This is a genomic window from Aeromonas sp. QDB63 (genome assembly GCF_027707425.1).
GTDB lineage: Bacteria > Pseudomonadota > Gammaproteobacteria > Enterobacterales > Aeromonadaceae > Aeromonas > Aeromonas caviae.
Window position 1 is genome coordinate 189295 of sequence record NZ_JAPCIS010000002.1, and the last position, 18455, is coordinate 207749.

Below are 18455 nucleotides of genomic sequence, written 5' to 3' on the forward strand. Positions count from 1 at the left end.
ACGACAACAGGAGCCATCATGCAGATCATTGCCCATCGCGGTGCCAGCGGCCTGGCCCCGGAGAATACCCTCAAGGCGATGAGCCTGGCGCTGGATCTGGGTGCCAAAGCCATCGAGCTGGACGTGCAGTGGGCCGACGGAGAGCTCTGGGTCTTCCACGACCGACGGCTGGAGCGCTGCACCAACGGCCAGGGTGTGCTGACCGGGCAATCCCGGGAGTACCTGGCGAGCCTGGATGCAGGGGACGGGGAGCGGATCCCGACCCTGTGGCAGGTGATGGCACTGGTGGCGGGGCGCTGCGAACTGCACATCGAGCTAAAGGGCGCCCACACCGCCAAGCCGGTGGCCGCCCTGACCAGGCGGGCCGAGGCCGAGCTTGGCTTTACCCAGGCGCACTGGATCGTTTCCTCCTTTCATTATCCCGAGCTGTTACGCTTCAAGGGACTGCGACCGGAAATCAGGATAGGTGCTCTCACGGCCAGCCTGCCCCTCGACGGCGCCGCCTTCGCCGAGACGCTGGGGGCCTGGTCACTGAACTGCGACGTGGATTTCGTCGACGAGACCCTGGTGGCGGATGCCCATCGCCGGGGGCTCAAGATCCTGGTCTATACAGTCGACGAAGTGAGTGATGGGAGCACCCTCGCCAGCATGGGTGTCGATGGCATCTTCACCAACCGGCCAGATCGATTCAGCTGAGTATCGGCGCGGCCTGGCAGGCCACAAGGAGGTGAAAAGAATTGAAAAAATGCGGTGCACCGGGATACATAAACTCCATAGCCAGCCGATACAGAGTTGGCTCATAACAATAACAAACACCATGGATCTCTGACTGACGCTCACAAGGATGTAAACATGAACCTATCCATCAAGAACAAGCTGGTCCTCTCCATCGGGGCCATCATTCTGGTCATCACCGGCCTGCAGGTCTGGTACAACACCTCCCAGTTGCGCAGTGAAACCCAGCGGCTGATCTGGAGCTTCATCGACGACAGCTCGGTCGCCAACGTCAAGGGGATCTCCCGCTGGCTCGACGCCCGCATCAATCTCGTCACCGCCACCAAGGAAGCCTTCGCCAAGGAAGACGAGCCCCTCAGCCACCTGGCCCAGTCCATGAATGCGGGCAACTTCGATCTCGTCTACGTGGGCACCAAGGATGGCCGGATGATCCAGAGCAAGCCGACCGATCTGCCGGCCGGCTATGATCCGCGCCAGCGCCCCTGGTACAAGGACGCCATGGCCGCCGGCAAGCTCGCCATCACGGCCCCCTATGCCGACATCACCACCGGCCAGCTCATCATCACCATCGCCGAGCCCTTCAGTCGCGGCAACACCGACGGCGTCATCGCCGGTGACGTCTCCATCGACGGTCTGGTGAAAGACGTGCTCGCCATGAACTCGGAAGGCACCTATGCCATTCTGGTGGACAGCAACGGCACCATCATCGCCCACCCGGACAAGGATCTGACCCTCAAACCCGCCACCGCCATCTCCCCGGAACTGACGGCAGCCAAGGTCAACGAGCTGGCCCATGACAACACCATCTCCGAGATGGATATCAGCGGCAAGGCGAGCGTATTCGACCTCACCGAGATCCCCAACACCAACTGGTATTTCGGCATCGTGGTGGATGAAGCGGTCGCCTACCAGTCCGTCTCCCGCATGGTCACCTCCGACCTCATTCAGGGATTGCTGACCATCCTCATCGTGGCGGGCTTCTCCTATGTCGCCATCAACGGCTCCCTGACGCCGCTGAAAACCCTGGGCGAGGCGATTGTCGATCTCTCCCGCGGCAACGGCGATCTCACCCGTCGCATCAAAATCGAGCGTGAAGACGAGGTCGGTACCGTCGCCAAGCACGTCAACACCTTCATCGAGCGCATCCACGTCATGGTGCAGGACATCTCCAACTCCTCCACCCAGCTCAACCAGCAGGCCAGGTCTTCCCACGACATGGCGGAGAAATCCAACCAGGGGCTGGCCCGCCAGCAAAACGAGATCTCCCAGATTGCGACCGCAGTGCACGAGATGTCCGCCACCGCCGTCGAAGTGGCCAGCAATGCCGAGCAGACCGCGGAAGCGGCCCGCAGCTCCTCCAGCAGTTGCGAGCACGGCAAGCAGGTGATTGCCCGCAACCAGCGCTCCATCACGGATCTCGCCACCCAGGTCAAGCAGGCCTCCGGCATCATTCAGGAACTGGAGAAGAACGCCCAGGAGATCAACACCATCCTCTCCACCATCCAGGGCATCGCCGAGCAGACCAACCTGCTGGCGCTCAACGCCGCCATCGAGGCCGCCCGGGCTGGCGAGCAGGGACGCGGCTTTGCCGTGGTGGCCGACGAGGTGCGGGTGCTTTCCCAGCGCACCCACAGCTCCACCGTCGAGATCCGCAGCATGATCGAGACCCTGCAGCGCAACACCCAGGGCGCCGTCAGTACCATGCACGAGGGTCAGCTGCTGGCCCAGAACAGCGTGGAAGATGCCAACGATGCGACCCAGGCGCTGGAGCAGATCACCACCTCCATCAACCAGATCTCCGACATGGCGACCCAGATCTCCAGCGCCGCCGAGGAACAGCGTGCCGTCACCGACGAGGTGAGCCGCAACATCCAGGCGGTCAAGGATGTCTCGGACGAGCTGGCAGTGGATGCGGACAGCTCCCGCAATCTGTCAGCCCAGCTTAAAAATATTTCAGGTGAATTGAATAATCAGGTCGGCATGTTCCGCATCTGATCGACCATGGGAAGAAAGGGGCCGTTCAGGCCCCTTTTTTTATAAACCCTTTTTGTTTCAACGGTTATAATCCCCTTTCGAGACCCTCAATCCTGTGATCGACATCTCCTTTTGCCCATGTATGGGAGACGGGCCCAGTCTGTCATGGCTATATTCGCATTACTTTTTTGATGCCTAACCTCGATATGTCATCGTGATAATAGTTATCATTAAACTGTTTTGATAAAAAACTTAAAAACTTTATGGGTAATACCCAAAAAGAGAGGCATTTCTCATTTTTTTGAAAGAAAACTACGTATAATCTTGGAGTTAAAATCACCAGAGTAGCGAGTACGGCTGATCCAGATCACTGATGGATGGCGATAATGACGGCATTTTCATCCAAGGAATGGGGTGGTTGTAATAAAAATCACCGTTGCCAAGTACTAAAACAAAGCAGTTTGACTTGCATCAAGCCTGAATTTTTTTCATAGAGCAAAATCGTGCCCAGCAAATCTATCCCTAAGGAGGCAGATGTGGATATTATCAAGACCGATGTTGCCATCATCGGTGCCGGTGGCGGTGGCCTGCGTGCCGCAATCGCCATTGCAGAAGCCCACCCGGAGCTGGAGATCGCCCTGATTTCCAAGGTCTATCCGATGCGCAGCCACACAGTGGCCGCCGAAGGTGGCGCCGCAGGCGTCGTCCGTGATGACGACTCCCTGGAAAACCACTTCAACGACACCGTCTCCGGTGGTGACTGGTTGTGTGAGCAGGACGTAGTCGAGTACTTCGTCAACAACGCCACCAACGAGATGATCCAGCTGGAGCACTGGGGTTGCCCCTGGAGCCGCAAACCGGACGGCAAGGCTAACGTGCGCCGTTTCGGCGGGATGAAGATCCCCCGCACCTGGTTCGCCGCCGACAAGTCCGGCTTCCACATCCTGCACACCCTGTTCCAGACCTCCATCAAGTACCCGACCATCAAGCGCTTCGACGAGCACTTCTGTCTGGATCTCATCGTGGAAGATGGCCGCGTCCAGGGTGTCGTCACCTTTGACATCCAGAACGGCATCACCCGCTTCATCCAGGCCAAGTCCGTGGTGCTGGCCACCGGCGGCGCTGGTCGTGTCTATCGCTACAACACCAACGGTGGCATCGTCACCGGTGACGGCATGGCCCTGGCCTACCGCCACGGCGTACCGCTGCGGGACATGGAGTTCGTCCAGTATCACCCGACCGGTCTGCCGGGCACCGGCATCCTGATGACCGAAGGTTGTCGTGGTGAGGGTGGCATCCTGCTCAACAAGGATGGCTATCGCTACCTGCAAGATTACGGTCTGGGCCCGGAAACCCCGGTCGGCCAGCCGAAGAACAAGCACATGGAGCTGGGTCCGCGCGACCGTCTCTCCCAGGCCTTCTGGCAGGAGCAACAAAAAGGCCGCGTGATCCAGGGCCCCATGGGCGACGTGGTTCACCTCGACCTGCGCCACCTTGGCGAGAAGTACCTGAAAGAGCGTCTGCCCTTCATCTGCGAACTGGCCAAGGCCTATGTGGGTGTGGATCCGGTGAAAGAGCCGATTCCGGTACGTCCGACCGCCCACTACACCATGGGTGGCATCGAAACCGACGGCAAGTGCGCCACTCGTCTGGCCGGTCTCTATGCCGCTGGCGAATGTGCCTCCGTCGGTCTGCACGGCGCCAACCGTCTGGGTTCCAACTCCCTGTCCGAGATCGTGGTCTTCGGCAAGGTGGCCGGTGAGCAGGCAGCCGAGTTTGCCGCCACCCAGCAACACGGCAACACCCAGGCGCTGGTCGCCAAGGCCGAGGCGATCATCAAGCAGCACCTCTCCCTGCTGGACATCGACGGCACCGAAAACCCGGCGGATATCCGCAACGAACTGGGCATGTCCATGGAAGCCGGTGTCGGTATCTACCGTACCGAAGAGCTGATGCAGGGCACCATCGACAAGATCAACGAGCTGAAAGCCCGTTACAAAAAGATCAAGATCAACGACAAGTCCTCGGTCTTCAACACCGACCTGCTGTACGCCATCGAGCTGGGCTACATGCTGGACGTGGCGGAAGCCATGGCGCACTCCGCCATCAACCGCAAAGAGTCCCGCGGTTCCCACCAGCGTCTGGACGGTTACGAGGAGCGCGATGACGTCAACTTCCTCAAGCACACTCTCTCCTTCTACAACGGCGAAGGGGCCCCGACCATCGACTATTCCGATGTGAAGATCACTAAATCCCAACCGGCCAAGCGCGTGTACGGTTCCGAGGGTGAGAAACAAGACGAGGCTAAGAAGAATGGCTGAGATGATCGAAATTGAAATCCTGCGCTACCGTCCCGAGCAGGATAACGAGCCCTGGATGCAGACCTTCCAGGTGCCCTACCTCAAAGAGATGTCCCTGCTGGATGCGCTGCAATACATCAAGGATCATCTGGACTCTACCTTGAGCTTCCGCTGGTCCTGCCGGATGGCGATCTGCGGCTCCTGCGGCATGATGGTCAACGGCATTCCGAAACTCGGTTGCAAGACCTTCCTGCGGGATTACCTGCCGGGCAAGATGACTATCGAGCCGCTCAACAACTTCCCCATCGAGCGCGATCTGGTGGTCGACATGTCCGACTTCATCGAGAAGCTGGAGAGCATCAAGCCCTACATCATCCCGTCCGAGCCGCGCAGCCTGTGCGACGGCGAGTACACCCAGACGCCGGCTGACATGGCGAAGTATCACCAGTTCTCCATGTGCATCAACTGCGGTCTGTGCTACGCGGCCTGCCCGCAATATGGCATCAACAAGAAGTTCACCGGTCCGGCGGCCCTGGCACTGGCCTATCGCTACAACGCCGACAACCGCGACAGCGCGTCCAGGGAGCGGATGAAGATCATCAGCCAGGACGAGGGCGTCTGGGGCTGTACCTTCGTGGGCTACTGCTCCGAAGTGTGCCCGAAAGGCGTGGATCCGGCCGCCGCCATCCAGCTTGGCAAGGTCGAGAGCGCCAAGGACTACATGATCGCCATGTTCAAGCCGGACTGAGACCAGGAGTGAGACCATGAACAACACTGAGAGCAAACGTAAGCCTTACGTGCGCGAGATGAAGAAAGACTGGTGGCTGAAGAATGCCTTCTACACCGGTTACATGATCCGCGAAGGCACCAGCATCTTCGTCTCCATCTACGCCGTCGTGCTGATGTGGGGTCTGCTGCGCCTGGTACAGGGTCAGGAGGCATTCAACGGCTGGCTGGAATCTCTGCAAAGCCCCATTGCCATCCTGTTCCACGTCATCGCCCTGGCAGCCTGCCTGTTCCACGCCAAGACCTGGTTCGCCCTGGCTCCGAAAGCCATGCGCATCTTCCGTGGTGAAGACCTGGTGCCGGAGAAACCGATCGTCATTGCCCAGTATGTGGCGCTGGCGGCGGTATCCCTGCTTGTCCTGATCATCGTGGCCTGAGGAGAAAACCATAAGACGTTCTGACGAACCCGGTTATTGGTGACTGTTTGGTACCGGGCTCTCACTCAGAAACGTTGGCCACGATCACTCAATCATGATTTGAGGAATAAATATGAGACGTTCTGACGAGCCAATTTACTGGGGTCTGTTTGGTGCGGGTGGCATGGTGGTTGCCATGCTGCTGCCGGTCATTGTCCTCATCACAGGTCTGCTGGTGCCCATGGGCATCATGGACGTGGAGACCATGAGCTACGAGCGCGTGCTGGCATTCGCCAGCTCCTGGTGGGGTGCCTGCATCCTGCTGGTGATCATCGCCCTGCCCGTCTGGCACGGCATGCACCGCATCTACCACGGCCTGCATGATCTGGGGATCCACACCACCAAGCTGCACCACTATGTGTTCTATGGCTTCGCCTTCCTGGTGTCCGCCATCACCGTCGGCCTGCTGATGGTGCTGGTGCTCCAGTAAGCACATCCTGACTGCATAACACACCGGGCCCAGTGCCCGGTTTTTTTATTTGCGGTTTAATTCTGGCCTTCATCCACGTAGTTCCAGTGCGTGAATCTCTATGGTATTGACGGAGGTTTTAACATAGCCGACGCCAGGCTTACCAAGAATGGCCACCAGTAACCGACAAACCAATGCTTCCATTTGCAGTAGGGTGTTTTCCTGTTCTGCTGAGCGCAGGTTACCGTCGTAACTAGCAAATCCCAACGGCCCATCAAAGAATATGGCTTCGTGGAAAGTGTCATTACGGGCGACCGATAGCGATGAGGGCTCTGTTTTGCTGTTCTTAGCCCAATCAGGTACTGGCATACCAAATTTTTCACACATCCATTGAACACGTCCAGCATGAGAAATCTGGAGTTTTTTCGCTTCTTTGACTTCAACTAGCCTGAAACAAGCATCCAGTGCCATGTACAGGTACTGAAATCGCTCAAAAGAGAGATTCTGTGGATACTGCGCCAAAAACAAGGCATGGATGACAGCAGTCACCCGCTTAGGCGCACGAGCATCACCACGCTCCGATTCCAGATAGTCCAGCGCCAATTCGATGACATCGGCGATAGTGCTGCGACTCAGGATAAAATCAACGAGCTTTCCCGGCTGGATGGGGGTTGCATCGAGAAAGCCAGCCTCTGTTGTAGTTAGTCTCATACCGGTGAAAAAGGATAAGCACCACACCACAAAATCGAGTTCCTCTCTGTTTCTGCGCTCTGGAAGCGTCAGAACATGGGTTTTGGGAAGCCCAAAAACACGAACATTATAAGGCATTGAACGAACATGTCCGCTCATGAATTCTCTATATTGCTGCGCCCCCGGATAGATCCAACCTTTGAGGACATTCGGGTCCCCTGATACGAGCGCCACAATGCGTTCATGTTCGGGAAGTGTTCTGATTGAGAATCTATCGGTCTCAATATCACAAAACTCTGGGTAGTAACCGAACTCTGCTGAAAGCCCGCAAAGTGCGGTATTAAATCGTTGTCCTGTCACCATCCTAATATCTCTCACGATTTGAGCTTGTCGTTGTACGCTAACCAATTAGCGTACCAACACTTGAACAAGTACTTATTAATCCCCGTAAGTTTGACTACAGAGGCGACGATATCTCCTGCCACAGGGCCAGCAAGGGCGCAGGAATGGCGCCGTAGCGCAGGGTCGGTGTCTGGTGCCACTCCGCCAGCTTCTGGATGGCCTTGCCCAGATCCTGGGCCAGGGTCCGGGTCACCCTGATCCCGTCTTCCAGATAGAGGCTCTTGACCTCAAACACCCCCTCCTTGCGATGGGCCTTGGCGTCCATCCTGCCCACCAGCTTGCCGCGATGCAGCAACGGCAGCACGAAATAACCGTACTGGCGCTTGGGGGCCGGGGTATAGCACTCGATGCGATAGTCAAAACCAAACAACTCACTGGCCCGCTTGCGATCCCACACCAGCGGGTCAAAGGGCGAGAGCACGGCGGTGTGGCTCGCCTTGAGGGAGCCCGCCTGGGCCCGGACCAGTTCATCGGCCAGGGAGGCGTGAACGAAGGCTCCGTGCTGCCACCCCTCCACTCGTACCGGCAACAGCTCCCCCTCGTCCGCCAGCTGGTGGAGCAGGGCGTCGTATTTCCCCCGTTTAAGGCGATAGTAATCCGCCACCCAGCCGGTCTTGACCAGCCCCAGCGCCCGGCAACTGGCTCGCACCATGTCCCGCCGGGCGAGATCAGGACTCGGCAGATCCCGCTCGTCATTCCACTCCGGCATGACCCGCTCGGCGAGATCGTAGACCCGCTGGAAATTGCGCCGTTCGCGCACCATCAGCTGGCCTGCGGTAAACAGCACCTCCAGGTGGCGCTTTTCGGGCTTCCAGTCCCACCAGCCGTTGCCCTTGTCCCCCTTGCGCTCGAAGTCTGCCGCCCGCACCGGGCCATCCTGGCGAATGCGCTCCACTATCTGCGCTATCTCGCCGCCGTGGGTCTTGAGCCACTGGGCGGAGAACTTCCAGCCCATGGCGGCGGGATCCAGCATGCGATGGCGCAGCAGCCGGTAATCTTCCCGGGGGACGAAACAGGCCTCGTGGGCCCAGTATTCGAAGAGGTCACCATCGGCCAGCAGTTGTTCCAGCCAGCGCGGATCGTAGTGGCCGAGACGGCTGAACAGCACCAGATAGGGGCTGCGGGCCACCACGGAGATGGTGTCTATCTGCAGCAACGCCATGCGGCGAATGCAGGCGAGCAGGTCGGCGGGGGTTGCTCTGGCGCGGCGCGGGGTCAGCAGCCCCTGGGCCGCCAGTTGCAGGTGGCGAGCGTCTTGCAATGAGAGGTGGGGGATCGACATGGAGATAGGGGCATCCGTTCCTGGGTATCAGGCCACCAGCATGCCCAACTCATGGCCAAATGAAAACGCCCGGCTCAGGGTTTGGTGAACACCGCCACATCGGCATGAGGAAACTCGACCTCTGCCTGCCAGCGGACAGCCAGGGCACGGAATGAGGCCTCGGCGAAGAAGACGATATGGGTGGGATCGTGGCGATAGCGCCAGGTCTTGAAGCGCTCGTCCCCCAGCACCCGCTGGGTCTGCAACACCAGCACCCCGCCGGGCTTGAGACAGCCCCAGAGCGTGTCCAGCACGGCGCGGGGGGTGGCGATGTGCTCTATCACCTCGGTGCTGGTGATGAAGTCATATTGCCTTGTCAGGCACTCGGGGTTGTCGGCATAGAACTTGTCGTAGCCCGCCATCTCGAAGCCCGCCTCCCGCCCCATGGCGATGAGGGCAGGCCCGGGGCCGCAGCCAAAATCGAGGCCGCTGGCAGGAGGCGACACCCGGGCCAGCACCTCGCCAAAGGCACGCATCAGAAAGGTCCGGTAGCGGGGATCGTCCACCCGGTTGTCGTGCCCGTCATAGACCGCTTTCTCGGCCCCCTCGTCCAGGTGGTCCGCCTCGTCCATCCAGACCAGCTCGCACGCCAGGCAGCGGTAATAGCCCTTGCCCGCCACCGGCAGGGCATGGTGCCAAGGGGAGAGACACAGGGGACAGTGAACAGGGGATGACATGGCAACTCCTCGGGTGGCGACAGCGGGGCAGATTGCCTGCCACGCCCGCTGCTGGCAACTGTTTTGTCTCGTGCCCCCATCGACCCCCGTGCACCCCCCGCCAGTTTTTTTCGTCTTTTTTTGCGCCTTAAGGGTTTCTTAAGTTTGCCCTTTTACTCTCATCCCATCGCAAGAGAAGGAGCCAACCATGACCATCGAGATCCAAGCCCCCTACCGGTTGATCCTGGCCGAATCCCCGCAGCAGGTCATGGCGCTGCAAACCTATATCCAGGCCGCCTACACCCTCGAGTTCAACGCCCGCATTCCCCATTTTCTGCCCTGCCTGCTCGGGCTATACCGGGCAGATGGCGTGCTGGTCGGTGCCTGCGGCCTCAATCAGGCCTGCCATGGCGAGCACGAGCAACCTCTCTATCTGGAGCAATATCTGGAGCAGCCTGTCGAGGCCGCCATCGAGACCCGTCTCGGGGTACGTCCGGCCCGCCACCGCATCATCGAAGTGGGCAATCTTGCCTGCAGCGAACCGGGTCACGCCCGCCTGATGTTTGCCGCGCTGTGCCGTCTGCTGTGTGACAACGCCCTGGACTACGTGGTGTTCACCGGCACCGCCAAGCTGCGCAACAGCTTTACCCGCCTGCGTCTCAACCCGGTGGAGCTGGCACTCGCAGAGGCCCATCAGGTGGGAGAGGATGCCAGCGCCTGGGGCGAATACTACCGCTGCCAGCCCAAGGTGATGGCAGGCGACATCAACCAGGGGCGCGAGGTGCTCGCACAGAGCAGCCTGCTGCTCAACCTGCTGGGGCCCATGCCCCGCCTTTTTAACCATGCCGACATCGACAGGAGGTGCGCGCAATGACGCTGTTCGACACCATCGCCCACCATGCCAGCCAGACCCCGCTCCAGCCTGCACTGCTAGGCAGCCAGGGTGAGCTGGATTACCAGAGCCTGTGGCAGCAGATCCAGCAACTGGCAGGAGTGCTGCAAGGGGCCGGCATCCGCCGCCTGGCCCTGCAACTCGACAACGGCCTGCCCTGGGCGCTGATCGATCTCGCCTGCACCTGGGCCGGCATCGTGGTCATCCCGGTTCCCCACTTCTTCAGTCCGGCGCAGCAGACGTGGCTGCTTGAAAGCAGCGGAGCAGACGCCCTGGTCGGCCCGGAGCACCAGGGGTGGCAAGCCGCCTCACCCCTCGTGCTCATGGCAGGCAGGCCCGATGAGCAGGCCGTGCCCCTGTGGCGCCGCATCCCGGCCCGCCTCCCCGAGCTGCCGGCGGGCACCGCCAAGATCACCTATACCTCGGGCACCACGGGGCAACCCAAGGGCGTCTGCCTGTCGCTGGAACAGATGACGGCGGTCTGCGGATCCCTTGCCCTGCGGGTGGCCCCTGCCCGGATTGAGAAACACCTGACCCTGCTGCCCCTCACCACCTTGCTGGAGAACCTGACCGGCTTGTATGTACCGCTGCTGACCGGCGCCTGCAGCCGCATCCCTTCCCTGGGGGAACTCGGCTTCTCGGGCTCCAGCAAGCTGGATCCTGCGGCCCTGGCCCAGGCACTGCTGCGCTGGCCCAGCCACAGCCTGGTGCTGGTACCCGAGTTGCTGCGCCTGCTTCTGGCCCTGTGCCTCAATACCCCAGCCCTGGCGACACAGCTCGGCACTCTGCGCTTCGTCGCCGTGGGCGGCGGCAAGGTCGCCCCCGAACTCATCGCTCACGCCCGTGCGGCGGGGCTGCCGGTCTACGAGGGATACGGTCTCTCAGAATGCGGCTCCGTGGTCGCCCTGAACGGCCCCCACGGGGATCGTCCCGGCAGCGTCGGCCTGCCTCTGCCCCACTGCCAGGTGACGATCGCCGCAGACGGCGAAGTCATGGTCAGCGGCAGCGCCATGCTGGGCTACCTGGGGGAAGAGGGCGAGACGGGCAGCCAGATCGCCACAGGGGATCTGGGTCGGATCGACGAGGAGGGCTACCTGCACATCACAGGGCGCAAGAAGAACGTGCAGATCACCGCCTTTGGCCGCAACTTCTCCCCGGAGTGGGTGGAAGCCCAGGCCCAGCTCTGCCCGGCCATCGCCCGCATCGTCATCTTCGGTGACGGTCAGCCCGCCAACGTGGCCCTTATCCAGCCGCTGCCGGGCAGCCAGTCCCAATTGCCAGAGCAGATTGCCCGGCTCAACCAGCAGTTGCCCGATTACGCCCGCATCCATCACTGGTTGCCGGTCGCCCTGGATCAGCTCCCCGGCCTGCTGACGGCCAACGGGCGCCCCCGTCGCAACGAGATTTATCACCATTTTTCCCGGCAGATCAGCCAATGCCTCACAGGAGAGACCTCATGAGCTTCTACCAGACCCTGCAACAAGCCACCGCCTGCGAGCGCGAACGCCTGTTCAACGCCCCCATCATCGAGGCCTGCCGCCGCGGCGACATCAGCCGTGACACCTACCTCGCCTTCCTGGCACAGGCCTACTACCACGTGCGCCACACGGTGCCGCTCCTGATGGCCACCGGCGGCAAGCTGGGGCAGGAGTACGAATGGGTGCGTGGCGCCATCAGGGAGTACATCGACGAGGAGTACGGCCATCAGGAGTGGATCCTGAACGACATCCGTGCCTGCGGCGGTGATGCCGAGGCGGTGCGCCACGGCCAGCCGGGCCTGCCCATCGAGCTGATGGTGGCCTTCCTCTACGATCAGATCCAACGCGGCAACCCCATGGGCTTCTTCGGCATGGTGCAGGTGCTGGAAGGCACCAGCGTCGCCATCGCCCTGACCGTCGCCGACCAGCTCAAGAGCGGTCTGGGTCTGCCGCCCCAGGCCATGAGCTACCTGAGCTCCCACGGGGCCCTGGACCAGGAGCACCTCAAGTTCTTCGAATCCCTGATGAACCGGGTGGAAGATGCCGCCGATCAGGCCGCCATCATTCACGCCGCCAAGGTGGTCTACCGCCTCTATGGCGACATGCTCTATCAGCTCACGGGATCCTGCCAATGAAGCTTGAAGGCAAACGCATACTGCTGACTGGCGCCAGTGGCGGCATTGGTGAAGCCCTGGCCCATGAACTGGCGGCCCAGGGTGCCCATCTGCTGCTGCACGGTCGTCGGGCCAGCGCCCTGGAGCGCCTGCGCCGGGAGCTGCCTCATCCGGATCGCCACCAGACGGTGACGGCCGATCTTGGCTCTCCCCATGAGCGGGCGCAGCTGCTGCAACATCCGGCCCTGGACGAGGGGCTGGACGTGCTCATCAACAGTGCGGGCTGCAACCAGTTCGCCTGGCTGGAAGATCAGAGCAGCGAGCAGGTGACACGCCAGTTGCTGCTCAACGTCGAGGCGCCCATCCAGCTCACCCGGGCCCTGCTGCCCCGGCTGCGCAAGCCCGCCATCATCATGAACATCGGCTCCAGCCTCGGGGCCATCGGTTTTGCCGGCTACAGCGTCTATTGCGCCAGCAAGTTCGCCATGCGCGGCTTCAGCGAGTCCCTGGGGCGGGAGCTGGAGGGAACCGGCATCAAGGTGCTGCACTTTGCCCCCCGCGCCACCCGCACCCACCTCAACTCCGAGGCGGCCTATGCCATGAATGCCGAGCTCGGCACCCGGACCGACAGCCCACAGGACGTGGCCGAGGAGGCCGTCATCGCCCTGTGCAACGAGACACGCCGCCGCTGGCTCGGCTGGCCGGAAAAGCTCTTTGTGCGGCTCAACGGCCTGCTGCCCGCCTTGGTGGACATGGCCCTGGCCAAGCAGCGCCCGATCATCGAGCGCCACGCCCGCCGCACCGCCTCCCCAGCCCCCGATCACAGGAGCGATCCCGCCTGTGCGACAAACGAGAAGGAACATTGAGATGAAGCACGCCACTTTCCGTCCCCGATTTGGTCACGGCCCCCTGTTGCTCGCCCTGGGAGGCCTGCTGGCAAGCGGTCTGGCCCAGGCCGCCGATGCCCTGCCCACCATTCAGCAGGAGTGGGCCCACTGCCAGTACCAGCAGACCGGAAAAGCCAAGGAGAGCTGCCTGGAGAGCCTGAGTGCCAAGGCCGATGAGGCGAGCGCCAAGGAGGCATTTCGCACCGATCTGCTGATCTGGTCCGCCATCGTCAAGAGCACCTGGGCGGGGGCCAAGGGCGGCCTCGGCGCCCTGAGCCTGGTGAAGGAGGCCAAGGCCAAGCTCGAGATCGCCATCAAGCAGGATCCCAAGGCGCTGGAAGGCTCGGCCTACACCAGCCTGGGCTCCCTCTACTACCAGGTGCCGGGCTGGCCGGTGGGCTTTGGAGACGACGAGAAGGCGGAGAAGCTGCTCAAGCAGGCGCTGGCCATCAATCCCACCGGCATCGACCCCAACTTCTTCTACGGCGACTTCCTGCTGGATCAGGGTGACAAGGCACAGGCGAAGGTCTATCTGGACAAGGCCCTGGCCGCCCCGGCGCGCCCTGGCCGCGAGGTGGCGGACGAGGGCCGCAGAATGGAAATTCGCGAGCGTCTCGCCAAGCTGTAAACACAAGCAGCACAGTGTGCTATTTCAACTCTGCCCACCAGCTAGCATACTGGTGGGCAGTGTCGTTTGAGGGAGAGAACAATGCGGATCCTGTTGGTGGAAGATGATGTGATGCTGGGAGACGGCATGGTTGATGCCCTGCGCAGCAGCGGCTACACGGTGGACTGGCTCCAGCAGGGGATGCCGGCCCTCTCGGCGCTCAAGAGCGAGGAATTTGCCGCCCTTGTCCTGGATCTCAACCTGCCGGACATCGACGGCATCAGCCTGCTGCGCAAGTTGCGCCGGGAGGGGCAGACCCTGCCCGTGCTCATCCTGACCGCCCGTGATGCCCTGGACGACCGGGTACTGGGGCTGGATGCAGGCTCCGACGACTACATGGTCAAACCCTTCGCCCTGCAGGAGCTCAACGCCCGGCTGCGCGCCCTGGTGCGGCGCAGCAAGGGGCAGGCCCAGGCGGTGCTGGAGTACGGGGAGCTGCAGCTCTTCCCCGCGTCACAACAGGTCACCTATCGGGGCGAGCCGGTCAAGCTCACCCCCCACGAGTACAAGCTGTTGCAGGAGCTCATCACCCAGAGCGGCCGGGTATTGAGCCGGGATCAACTGCAGCAGAGCCTCTACGGCTGGGACGAGGGGGCAGAGAGCAACGCGGTGGAGGTGCACATTCACCATCTGCGCAAGAAATTCTTCCCCGAGCTCATCCGCAACATTCGCGGCGTCGGTTACATCGTGCCCCAGCTCGACGTCCAGGGCGCAAGAGGAGCCTCCGCCCCATGAGCCGTGTCCGTTCCATCCGCCGTTTCCTGCTCTCCGGCATCCTGGCCCTGGTCAGCCTCAGCCTCGCCATCAGCGGCCTTATCGGCTACCTGCAGGCCAACCACGAGATGGAAGAGCTGTTTGATGCCCGTCTCGCCCAGTCCGCCCGCATCACCAACCAGTTGCTCAGCCGCTATCTCAAGCAGAGCGGCGAGCTGCCGCGCAACGGCACCGTGTACCAGGAGTGGGTGCAGGCCGTCCCCGAGACGCCCCACATCGAGAAGGGCGGCTTCTTCCAGTTCGGCCAGGACAACGAGTTCACCCCCTATGGCCATGAATTCGAGCACAACCTCTACTTCCAGTTGCTGAGCGAGCAGGGCGCCGTGCTGCTGCGCTCGCCCAATGCCCCGGCCCAACCGTTGACCACCCTGGAGCGGGGCTTCAACAGCGAAACCAAGGATCACCACGAGTGGCGCACCTTTACCCTCTACAACGAAGGTGAACAGACCTGGCTCATCGTGGCGGAGCGGGATGACGAACGCAGCGAGCTGGCCAGCAAGATGGCCACCCTCACCATGCTACCCCTCTTCATCACCCTGCCCTTCCTGCTCGGTCTGCTGTGGTGGCTGATCACCCGGGGGCTGTCACCGCTGCACCAGCTGGCGCAAGCCATCGGCGAGCGTCATCCCGCCAACCTGAGCCCCCTCAATCTCGCCATCAAGGCCGAGGAGCTGACGCCGCTGGTGGGGGAGATCAACCGGCTGATGCACGCCCTCGCTGACACTCTGGATCGGGAGAAACAGTTCACCAACGAGGCCGCCCACGAGCTGCGCACCCCCCTCGCGGTGCTGCGCATCCACAGCGAGAACGCCATGACGGCCGAGGATGATCAGAGCCGGGAGCAGGCCCTGCGCAAGATGCTCTTGGCCCTCGATCGCAGCGATCGGCTGATCCGCCAGTTGCTGACCCAGGCCCGCATCGACAACCAGCAGAGCCCGGCCCTCACCGCCCTCCCCCTGTTCCCCCTGTTGCAGGGCACCCTGGCGACCCTGGCCCCCATCGCCCTGAAAAAGGATCAGCAGCTGTCCCTGGAGGGCGCCGAACAGGTGCAGGTAATGGGACAGGCGATGTTGCTGGAGCTGATGTTCGGCAACCTCATCGACAATGCGCTGCGCTACACCCAGGTGGGCGGCGAGGTCGCCGTGGTGGTGAGCCAGGTGGGCAACCGGATCCGGGTGGATGTGCGGGACAACGGCCCCGGCATCCCCACCGCCGCCCTCTCCCGGTTGTGCGAGCGCTTCTTCCGGGTCAATCCCCAGCAGGGGGATGGCGTGGGCCTTGGCATGGCCATCGTTTCGCGCATCGCCCAGCTTCACGGAGCGGATCTCGACATCCACAACCGGCCCGAAGGGGGGCTCGAAGTGAGTGTGCTGCTTCCCGCCTCGCGCCAGGCATGACGGGTCAGCCTTTGCGCACGCCATGAAAAACGGGGGCCTGGCCCCCGTTTTTCATGGCTGCACCACCCTAGTCGCAGGTGGGCTGTACCGTGAAGGTCCGGCTCGAATCCACCGGTCCCAGCTCCGCCAGCAGACGGCGCCCCAGCAGCACCGGGTAGATCATCTTGCTGCGATCCCGCAGGGTGAACCACTCCTTGTAGACCTGGTCCCCGACGCAGACGGACATGGTCACCGTCGGGCGCTGCTCCATGCCGCCCGCCCCGCGCACCGTCACGCTGCGCTCCACAGGTCGCTCCACGCTCCGGCGCACCACCTTGTCGGTATTGGCATCGGTCAGCACCAGGTTGAAGCGCACCCAGGGCTTGCCATCCTTCTTGAAATGCTTCAGGTCGCGGGCATCCAGCGACGAAGTGAGGGCACCGGTATCGAGCTTCATCTTGACCGCCACCCCGTAGGGCATCAGCACCCCCTTCTCGATCCAGCCATAGCTGGTCTGGGCCGCCATCGCGCTGCCGCACAGCGCCCACATCATGGCCGCCGCCACCATTCTCTTGCCCATTTTGCTCTCTCGCCTTGTCAGTCTTGCGCCCAGATGTATCACAGCCAACTGCCGGGTCAACCGGATTCTGGCGTGCAGGGGAGCGGGCTCTGGACGCGGTGCCAACAGGCGACAATCCATGCCGGGCACGGCGCGTGAGTGGGGAATGCAGCAGGAAAACGAGGGGAGAACAGGGTGCTGGATGACGCTAGCGGCCATCCTCAGGTTGTGACGCCAAAGGCTACCACAGCGGTGCGTGAATTATCAGTCTTGTTCTGACGGGATTTTTGCCTACACTGCTGTAAACCGGAGGGCCTGAAAACCACCGGTTTTTTTGCGCCTGCCGAAAAGTTGCCACTGCAAAGTGAGCTCTCACACAAGGCTCAATAAGGAATTCGCAATGCGTATCGAAGAAGACTTGAAGCTCGGTTTCAAGGATGTCCTGTTTCGCCCCAAGCGCTCTACTCTCAAGAGCCGTTCCCAAGTCAGCCTGACCCGCCAGTTCACCTTCAAGCACACCCAGACCCGATGGCAGGGCGTGCCCGTCATCGCCGCCAACATGGATACCGTCGGCAGCTTCGCCATGGCGCGTACCCTGGCCAGCTTCGAGATGATGACGGCGGTGCACAAGCACTACAGCCTTGCGCAGTGGCAAACCTTCGTCAATGAGACCGACCCGGCCCTGCTGGGCCACGTAATGGTCTCCACCGGCACCTCGGAGGAGGACTTCACCAAGACCCGCCAGATCCTCGCGATGTCCAGCGCCCTGCGCTTCATCTGCGTGGACGTGGCCAACGGCTACTCCCAGCACTTCGTCGAGTTTTTGCGCAAAATTCGTGACGCCTGCCCCAACCACGTCATCCTGGCGGGCAACGTGGTGACCGGCGAGATGGTGGAGGAGCTGATCCTCTCCGGCGCCGACATCGTCAAAGTGGGCATAGGCCCGGGCTCGGTCTGCACCACCCGGGTCAAGACCGGGGTCGGCTACCCGCAGCTCTCCGCCATCATCGAGTGTGCCGATGCGGCCCACGGTCTGGGCGGCCAGATCGTCGGCGACGGCGGCTGCACCTGCCCGGGGGATGTGGCCAAAGCCTTCGGCGGCGGCGCCGACTTCGTGATGCTGGGGGGCATGCTGGCCGCTCACGAAGAGTGCGGCGGTGAAATCGTCGAGGTCGATGGCGAGCCCTTCATGAAGTTCTACGGCATGAGCTCGGCCAGCGCCATGGACAAGCACGCTGGCGGCGTCGCCGAGTATCGCGCCTCCGAAGGCAAAACAGTGCTGCTGCCCTACCGCGGCCCGGTGGAGAACACGGTGCGCGATATCCTGGGCGGGGTGCGATCCACCTGCACCTATGTGGGGGCCAGCCAGCTGAAAGAGCTCACCAAACGCACCACCTTCATCCGGGTGCGCGAGCAGGAGAACAACGTCTACGGCAAGGAGTAACCTGCCACAGACCCCGTCACGCGCTGACGGTTAGAAGCCGACCAACCGGTGTGCTACCCTGCGCACCGGTTTTTT

Annotated in this window: 18 protein-coding genes; 14 read left to right on the forward strand and 4 right to left on the reverse strand. The window is 61.9% G+C overall.

The genetic code is table 11. The features are described from left to right. Nucleotides 1-18 precede the first annotated feature (18 nt). From PG879_RS02380 to frdD, 6 genes are all read left to right on the forward strand, one after another. Nucleotides 19-696, forward strand: coding sequence for a glycerophosphodiester phosphodiesterase (locus PG879_RS02380; protein ID WP_270829659.1), 678 nt, complete (start codon nt 19-21; stop codon nt 694-696). A 156-nt stretch (nt 697-852) separates the two neighbouring features. Then, on the forward strand, nt 853-2730 hold the full coding sequence (locus PG879_RS02385; protein WP_270829660.1) for a methyl-accepting chemotaxis protein: 1878 nt from the start codon (nt 853-855) through the stop codon (nt 2728-2730). Nucleotides 2731-3245: 515 nt separating this feature from the next. Continuing rightward, nucleotides 3246-5030 carry a fumarate reductase (quinol) flavoprotein subunit gene (frdA, locus tag PG879_RS02390; protein WP_143237203.1) on the forward strand — a complete coding sequence of 595 codons (1785 nt, stop codon included), beginning with the start codon at nt 3246-3248 and terminating at the stop codon, nt 5028-5030. Continuing rightward, nucleotides 5023-5757, forward strand: coding sequence for a succinate dehydrogenase/fumarate reductase iron-sulfur subunit (locus PG879_RS02395; protein ID WP_042065016.1), 735 nt, complete (start codon nt 5023-5025; stop codon nt 5755-5757). The genes frdA and PG879_RS02395 overlap by 8 nt, the downstream gene beginning before the upstream one ends. Before the next feature lie 16 nt (nt 5758-5773). Further along, entirely contained in the window at nt 5774-6172 is a 399-nt protein-coding gene (locus PG879_RS02400) for a hypothetical protein (RefSeq protein WP_010673804.1), read from the forward strand. Nucleotides 6173-6284: 112 nt separating this feature from the next. After that, nucleotides 6285-6641: a fumarate reductase subunit FrdD gene (frdD, locus tag PG879_RS02405; RefSeq protein WP_010673803.1), complete on the forward strand. Its 357-nt coding sequence runs from the start codon at nt 6285-6287 to the stop codon at nt 6639-6641. A gap of 69 nt (nt 6642-6710) precedes the next feature. Here frdD and PG879_RS02410 read toward each other — a convergent pair whose 3' ends face one another. The 3 genes from PG879_RS02410 to PG879_RS02420 form a co-directional block, all read right to left on the reverse strand. Beyond that, nucleotides 6711-7673, reverse strand: coding sequence for a hypothetical protein (locus PG879_RS02410; RefSeq protein WP_270829662.1), 963 nt, complete (start codon nt 7671-7673; stop codon nt 6711-6713). Between the two features lie 94 nt (nt 7674-7767). Further along, on the reverse strand, nt 7768-8994 hold the full coding sequence (locus PG879_RS02415; RefSeq protein ID WP_201932375.1) for a winged helix-turn-helix domain-containing protein: 1227 nt from the start codon (nt 8992-8994) through the stop codon (nt 7768-7770). Nucleotides 8995-9068: 74 nt separating this feature from the next. Next, a complete protein-coding gene (locus PG879_RS02420) occupies nt 9069-9710 on the reverse strand; it encodes a class I SAM-dependent methyltransferase (RefSeq protein WP_201955596.1) in 642 nt (213 codons plus the stop codon). Between the two features lie 187 nt (nt 9711-9897). Here PG879_RS02420 and PG879_RS02425 point away from each other — a divergent pair, with 187 nt between their 5' ends. The 7 genes from PG879_RS02425 (at nt 9898) to PG879_RS02455 (ending at nt 16398) form a co-directional block, all read left to right on the forward strand. Continuing rightward, on the forward strand, nt 9898-10563 hold the full coding sequence (locus PG879_RS02425) for a thermostable hemolysin (protein WP_041215639.1): 666 nt from the start codon (nt 9898-9900) through the stop codon (nt 10561-10563). Further along, entirely contained in the window at nt 10560-12041 is a 1482-nt protein-coding gene (locus tag PG879_RS02430) for an AMP-binding protein (protein ID WP_270829663.1), read from the forward strand. Before PG879_RS02425 ends, PG879_RS02430 begins: the two co-directional genes overlap by 4 nt. Continuing rightward, complete coding sequence (locus PG879_RS02435) at nt 12038-12694, forward strand: TenA family transcriptional regulator (protein WP_039039563.1); 657 nt, start codon at nt 12038-12040, stop codon at nt 12692-12694. The genes PG879_RS02430 and PG879_RS02435 overlap by 4 nt, the downstream gene beginning before the upstream one ends. Further along, nucleotides 12691-13539, forward strand: coding sequence for an SDR family oxidoreductase (locus PG879_RS02440; RefSeq protein WP_039039562.1), 849 nt, complete (start codon nt 12691-12693; stop codon nt 13537-13539). Before PG879_RS02435 ends, PG879_RS02440 begins: the two co-directional genes overlap by 4 nt. A 1-nt stretch (nt 13540) precedes the next feature. After that, nucleotides 13541-14188, forward strand: coding sequence for a tetratricopeptide repeat protein (locus PG879_RS02445; RefSeq protein ID WP_134996602.1), 648 nt, complete (start codon nt 13541-13543; stop codon nt 14186-14188). Between the two features lie 81 nt (nt 14189-14269). After that, nucleotides 14270-14962 (forward strand): response regulator, encoded by a 693-nt coding sequence (locus PG879_RS02450; RefSeq protein ID WP_041215642.1) that lies wholly within the window; start codon nt 14270-14272, stop codon nt 14960-14962. Beyond that, nucleotides 14959-16398 carry an ATP-binding protein gene (locus PG879_RS02455; protein WP_045525604.1) on the forward strand — a complete coding sequence of 480 codons (1440 nt, stop codon included), beginning with the start codon at nt 14959-14961 and terminating at the stop codon, nt 16396-16398. Before PG879_RS02450 ends, PG879_RS02455 begins: the two co-directional genes overlap by 4 nt. A 67-nt stretch (nt 16399-16465) precedes the next feature. On the opposite strand, the gene rloA3 is transcribed toward PG879_RS02455, so the two are convergent. Continuing rightward, a complete protein-coding gene (gene rloA3, locus PG879_RS02460) occupies nt 16466-16945 on the reverse strand; it encodes a retropepsin-like aspartic peptidase RloA3 (RefSeq protein WP_041201491.1) in 480 nt (159 codons plus the stop codon). 391 nt (nt 16946-17336) lie between these two features. On the opposite strand from rloA3, the gene PG879_RS02465 reads away from it, so the two are divergent. Then, nucleotides 17337-18380, forward strand: coding sequence for a GMP reductase (locus PG879_RS02465; RefSeq protein WP_119196915.1), 1044 nt, complete (start codon nt 17337-17339; stop codon nt 18378-18380). The last annotated feature ends 75 nt before the right edge of the window (nt 18381-18455 follow it).

What these genes read in the sequence shown, in the direction of transcription:
- PG879_RS02380 (WP_270829659.1), top strand. Translation starts at nt 19, where the DNA reads ATGCAGATCATTGCCCATCGCGGTGCCAGCGGCCTGGCCCCGGAGAAT.
- PG879_RS02385 (WP_270829660.1), top strand. Translation starts at nt 853, where the DNA reads ATGAACCTATCCATCAAGAACAAGCTGGTCCTCTCCATCGGGGCCATC.
- PG879_RS02395 (WP_042065016.1), top strand. Translation starts at nt 5,023, where the DNA reads ATGGCTGAGATGATCGAAATTGAAATCCTGCGCTACCGTCCCGAGCAG.
- PG879_RS02400 (WP_010673804.1), top strand. Translation starts at nt 5,774, where the DNA reads ATGAACAACACTGAGAGCAAACGTAAGCCTTACGTGCGCGAGATGAAG.
- frdD (WP_010673803.1), top strand. Translation starts at nt 6,285, where the DNA reads ATGAGACGTTCTGACGAGCCAATTTACTGGGGTCTGTTTGGTGCGGGT.
- PG879_RS02410 (WP_270829662.1), bottom strand. Translation starts at nt 7,673, where the DNA reads ATGGTGACAGGACAACGATTTAATACCGCACTTTGCGGGCTTTCAGCA.
- PG879_RS02415 (WP_201932375.1), bottom strand. Translation starts at nt 8,994, where the DNA reads ATGTCGATCCCCCACCTCTCATTGCAAGACGCTCGCCACCTGCAACTG.
- PG879_RS02420 (WP_201955596.1), bottom strand. Translation starts at nt 9,710, where the DNA reads ATGTCATCCCCTGTTCACTGTCCCCTGTGTCTCTCCCCTTGGCACCAT.
- PG879_RS02425 (WP_041215639.1), top strand. Translation starts at nt 9,898, where the DNA reads ATGACCATCGAGATCCAAGCCCCCTACCGGTTGATCCTGGCCGAATCC.
- PG879_RS02430 (WP_270829663.1), top strand. Translation starts at nt 10,560, where the DNA reads ATGACGCTGTTCGACACCATCGCCCACCATGCCAGCCAGACCCCGCTC.
- PG879_RS02435 (WP_039039563.1), top strand. Translation starts at nt 12,038, where the DNA reads ATGAGCTTCTACCAGACCCTGCAACAAGCCACCGCCTGCGAGCGCGAA.
- PG879_RS02440 (WP_039039562.1), top strand. Translation starts at nt 12,691, where the DNA reads ATGAAGCTTGAAGGCAAACGCATACTGCTGACTGGCGCCAGTGGCGGC.
- PG879_RS02445 (WP_134996602.1), top strand. Translation starts at nt 13,541, where the DNA reads ATGAAGCACGCCACTTTCCGTCCCCGATTTGGTCACGGCCCCCTGTTG.
- PG879_RS02450 (WP_041215642.1), top strand. Translation starts at nt 14,270, where the DNA reads ATGCGGATCCTGTTGGTGGAAGATGATGTGATGCTGGGAGACGGCATG.
- PG879_RS02455 (WP_045525604.1), top strand. Translation starts at nt 14,959, where the DNA reads ATGAGCCGTGTCCGTTCCATCCGCCGTTTCCTGCTCTCCGGCATCCTG.
- rloA3 (WP_041201491.1), bottom strand. Translation starts at nt 16,945, where the DNA reads ATGGTGGCGGCGGCCATGATGTGGGCGCTGTGCGGCAGCGCGATGGCG.
- PG879_RS02465 (WP_119196915.1), top strand. Translation starts at nt 17,337, where the DNA reads ATGCGTATCGAAGAAGACTTGAAGCTCGGTTTCAAGGATGTCCTGTTT.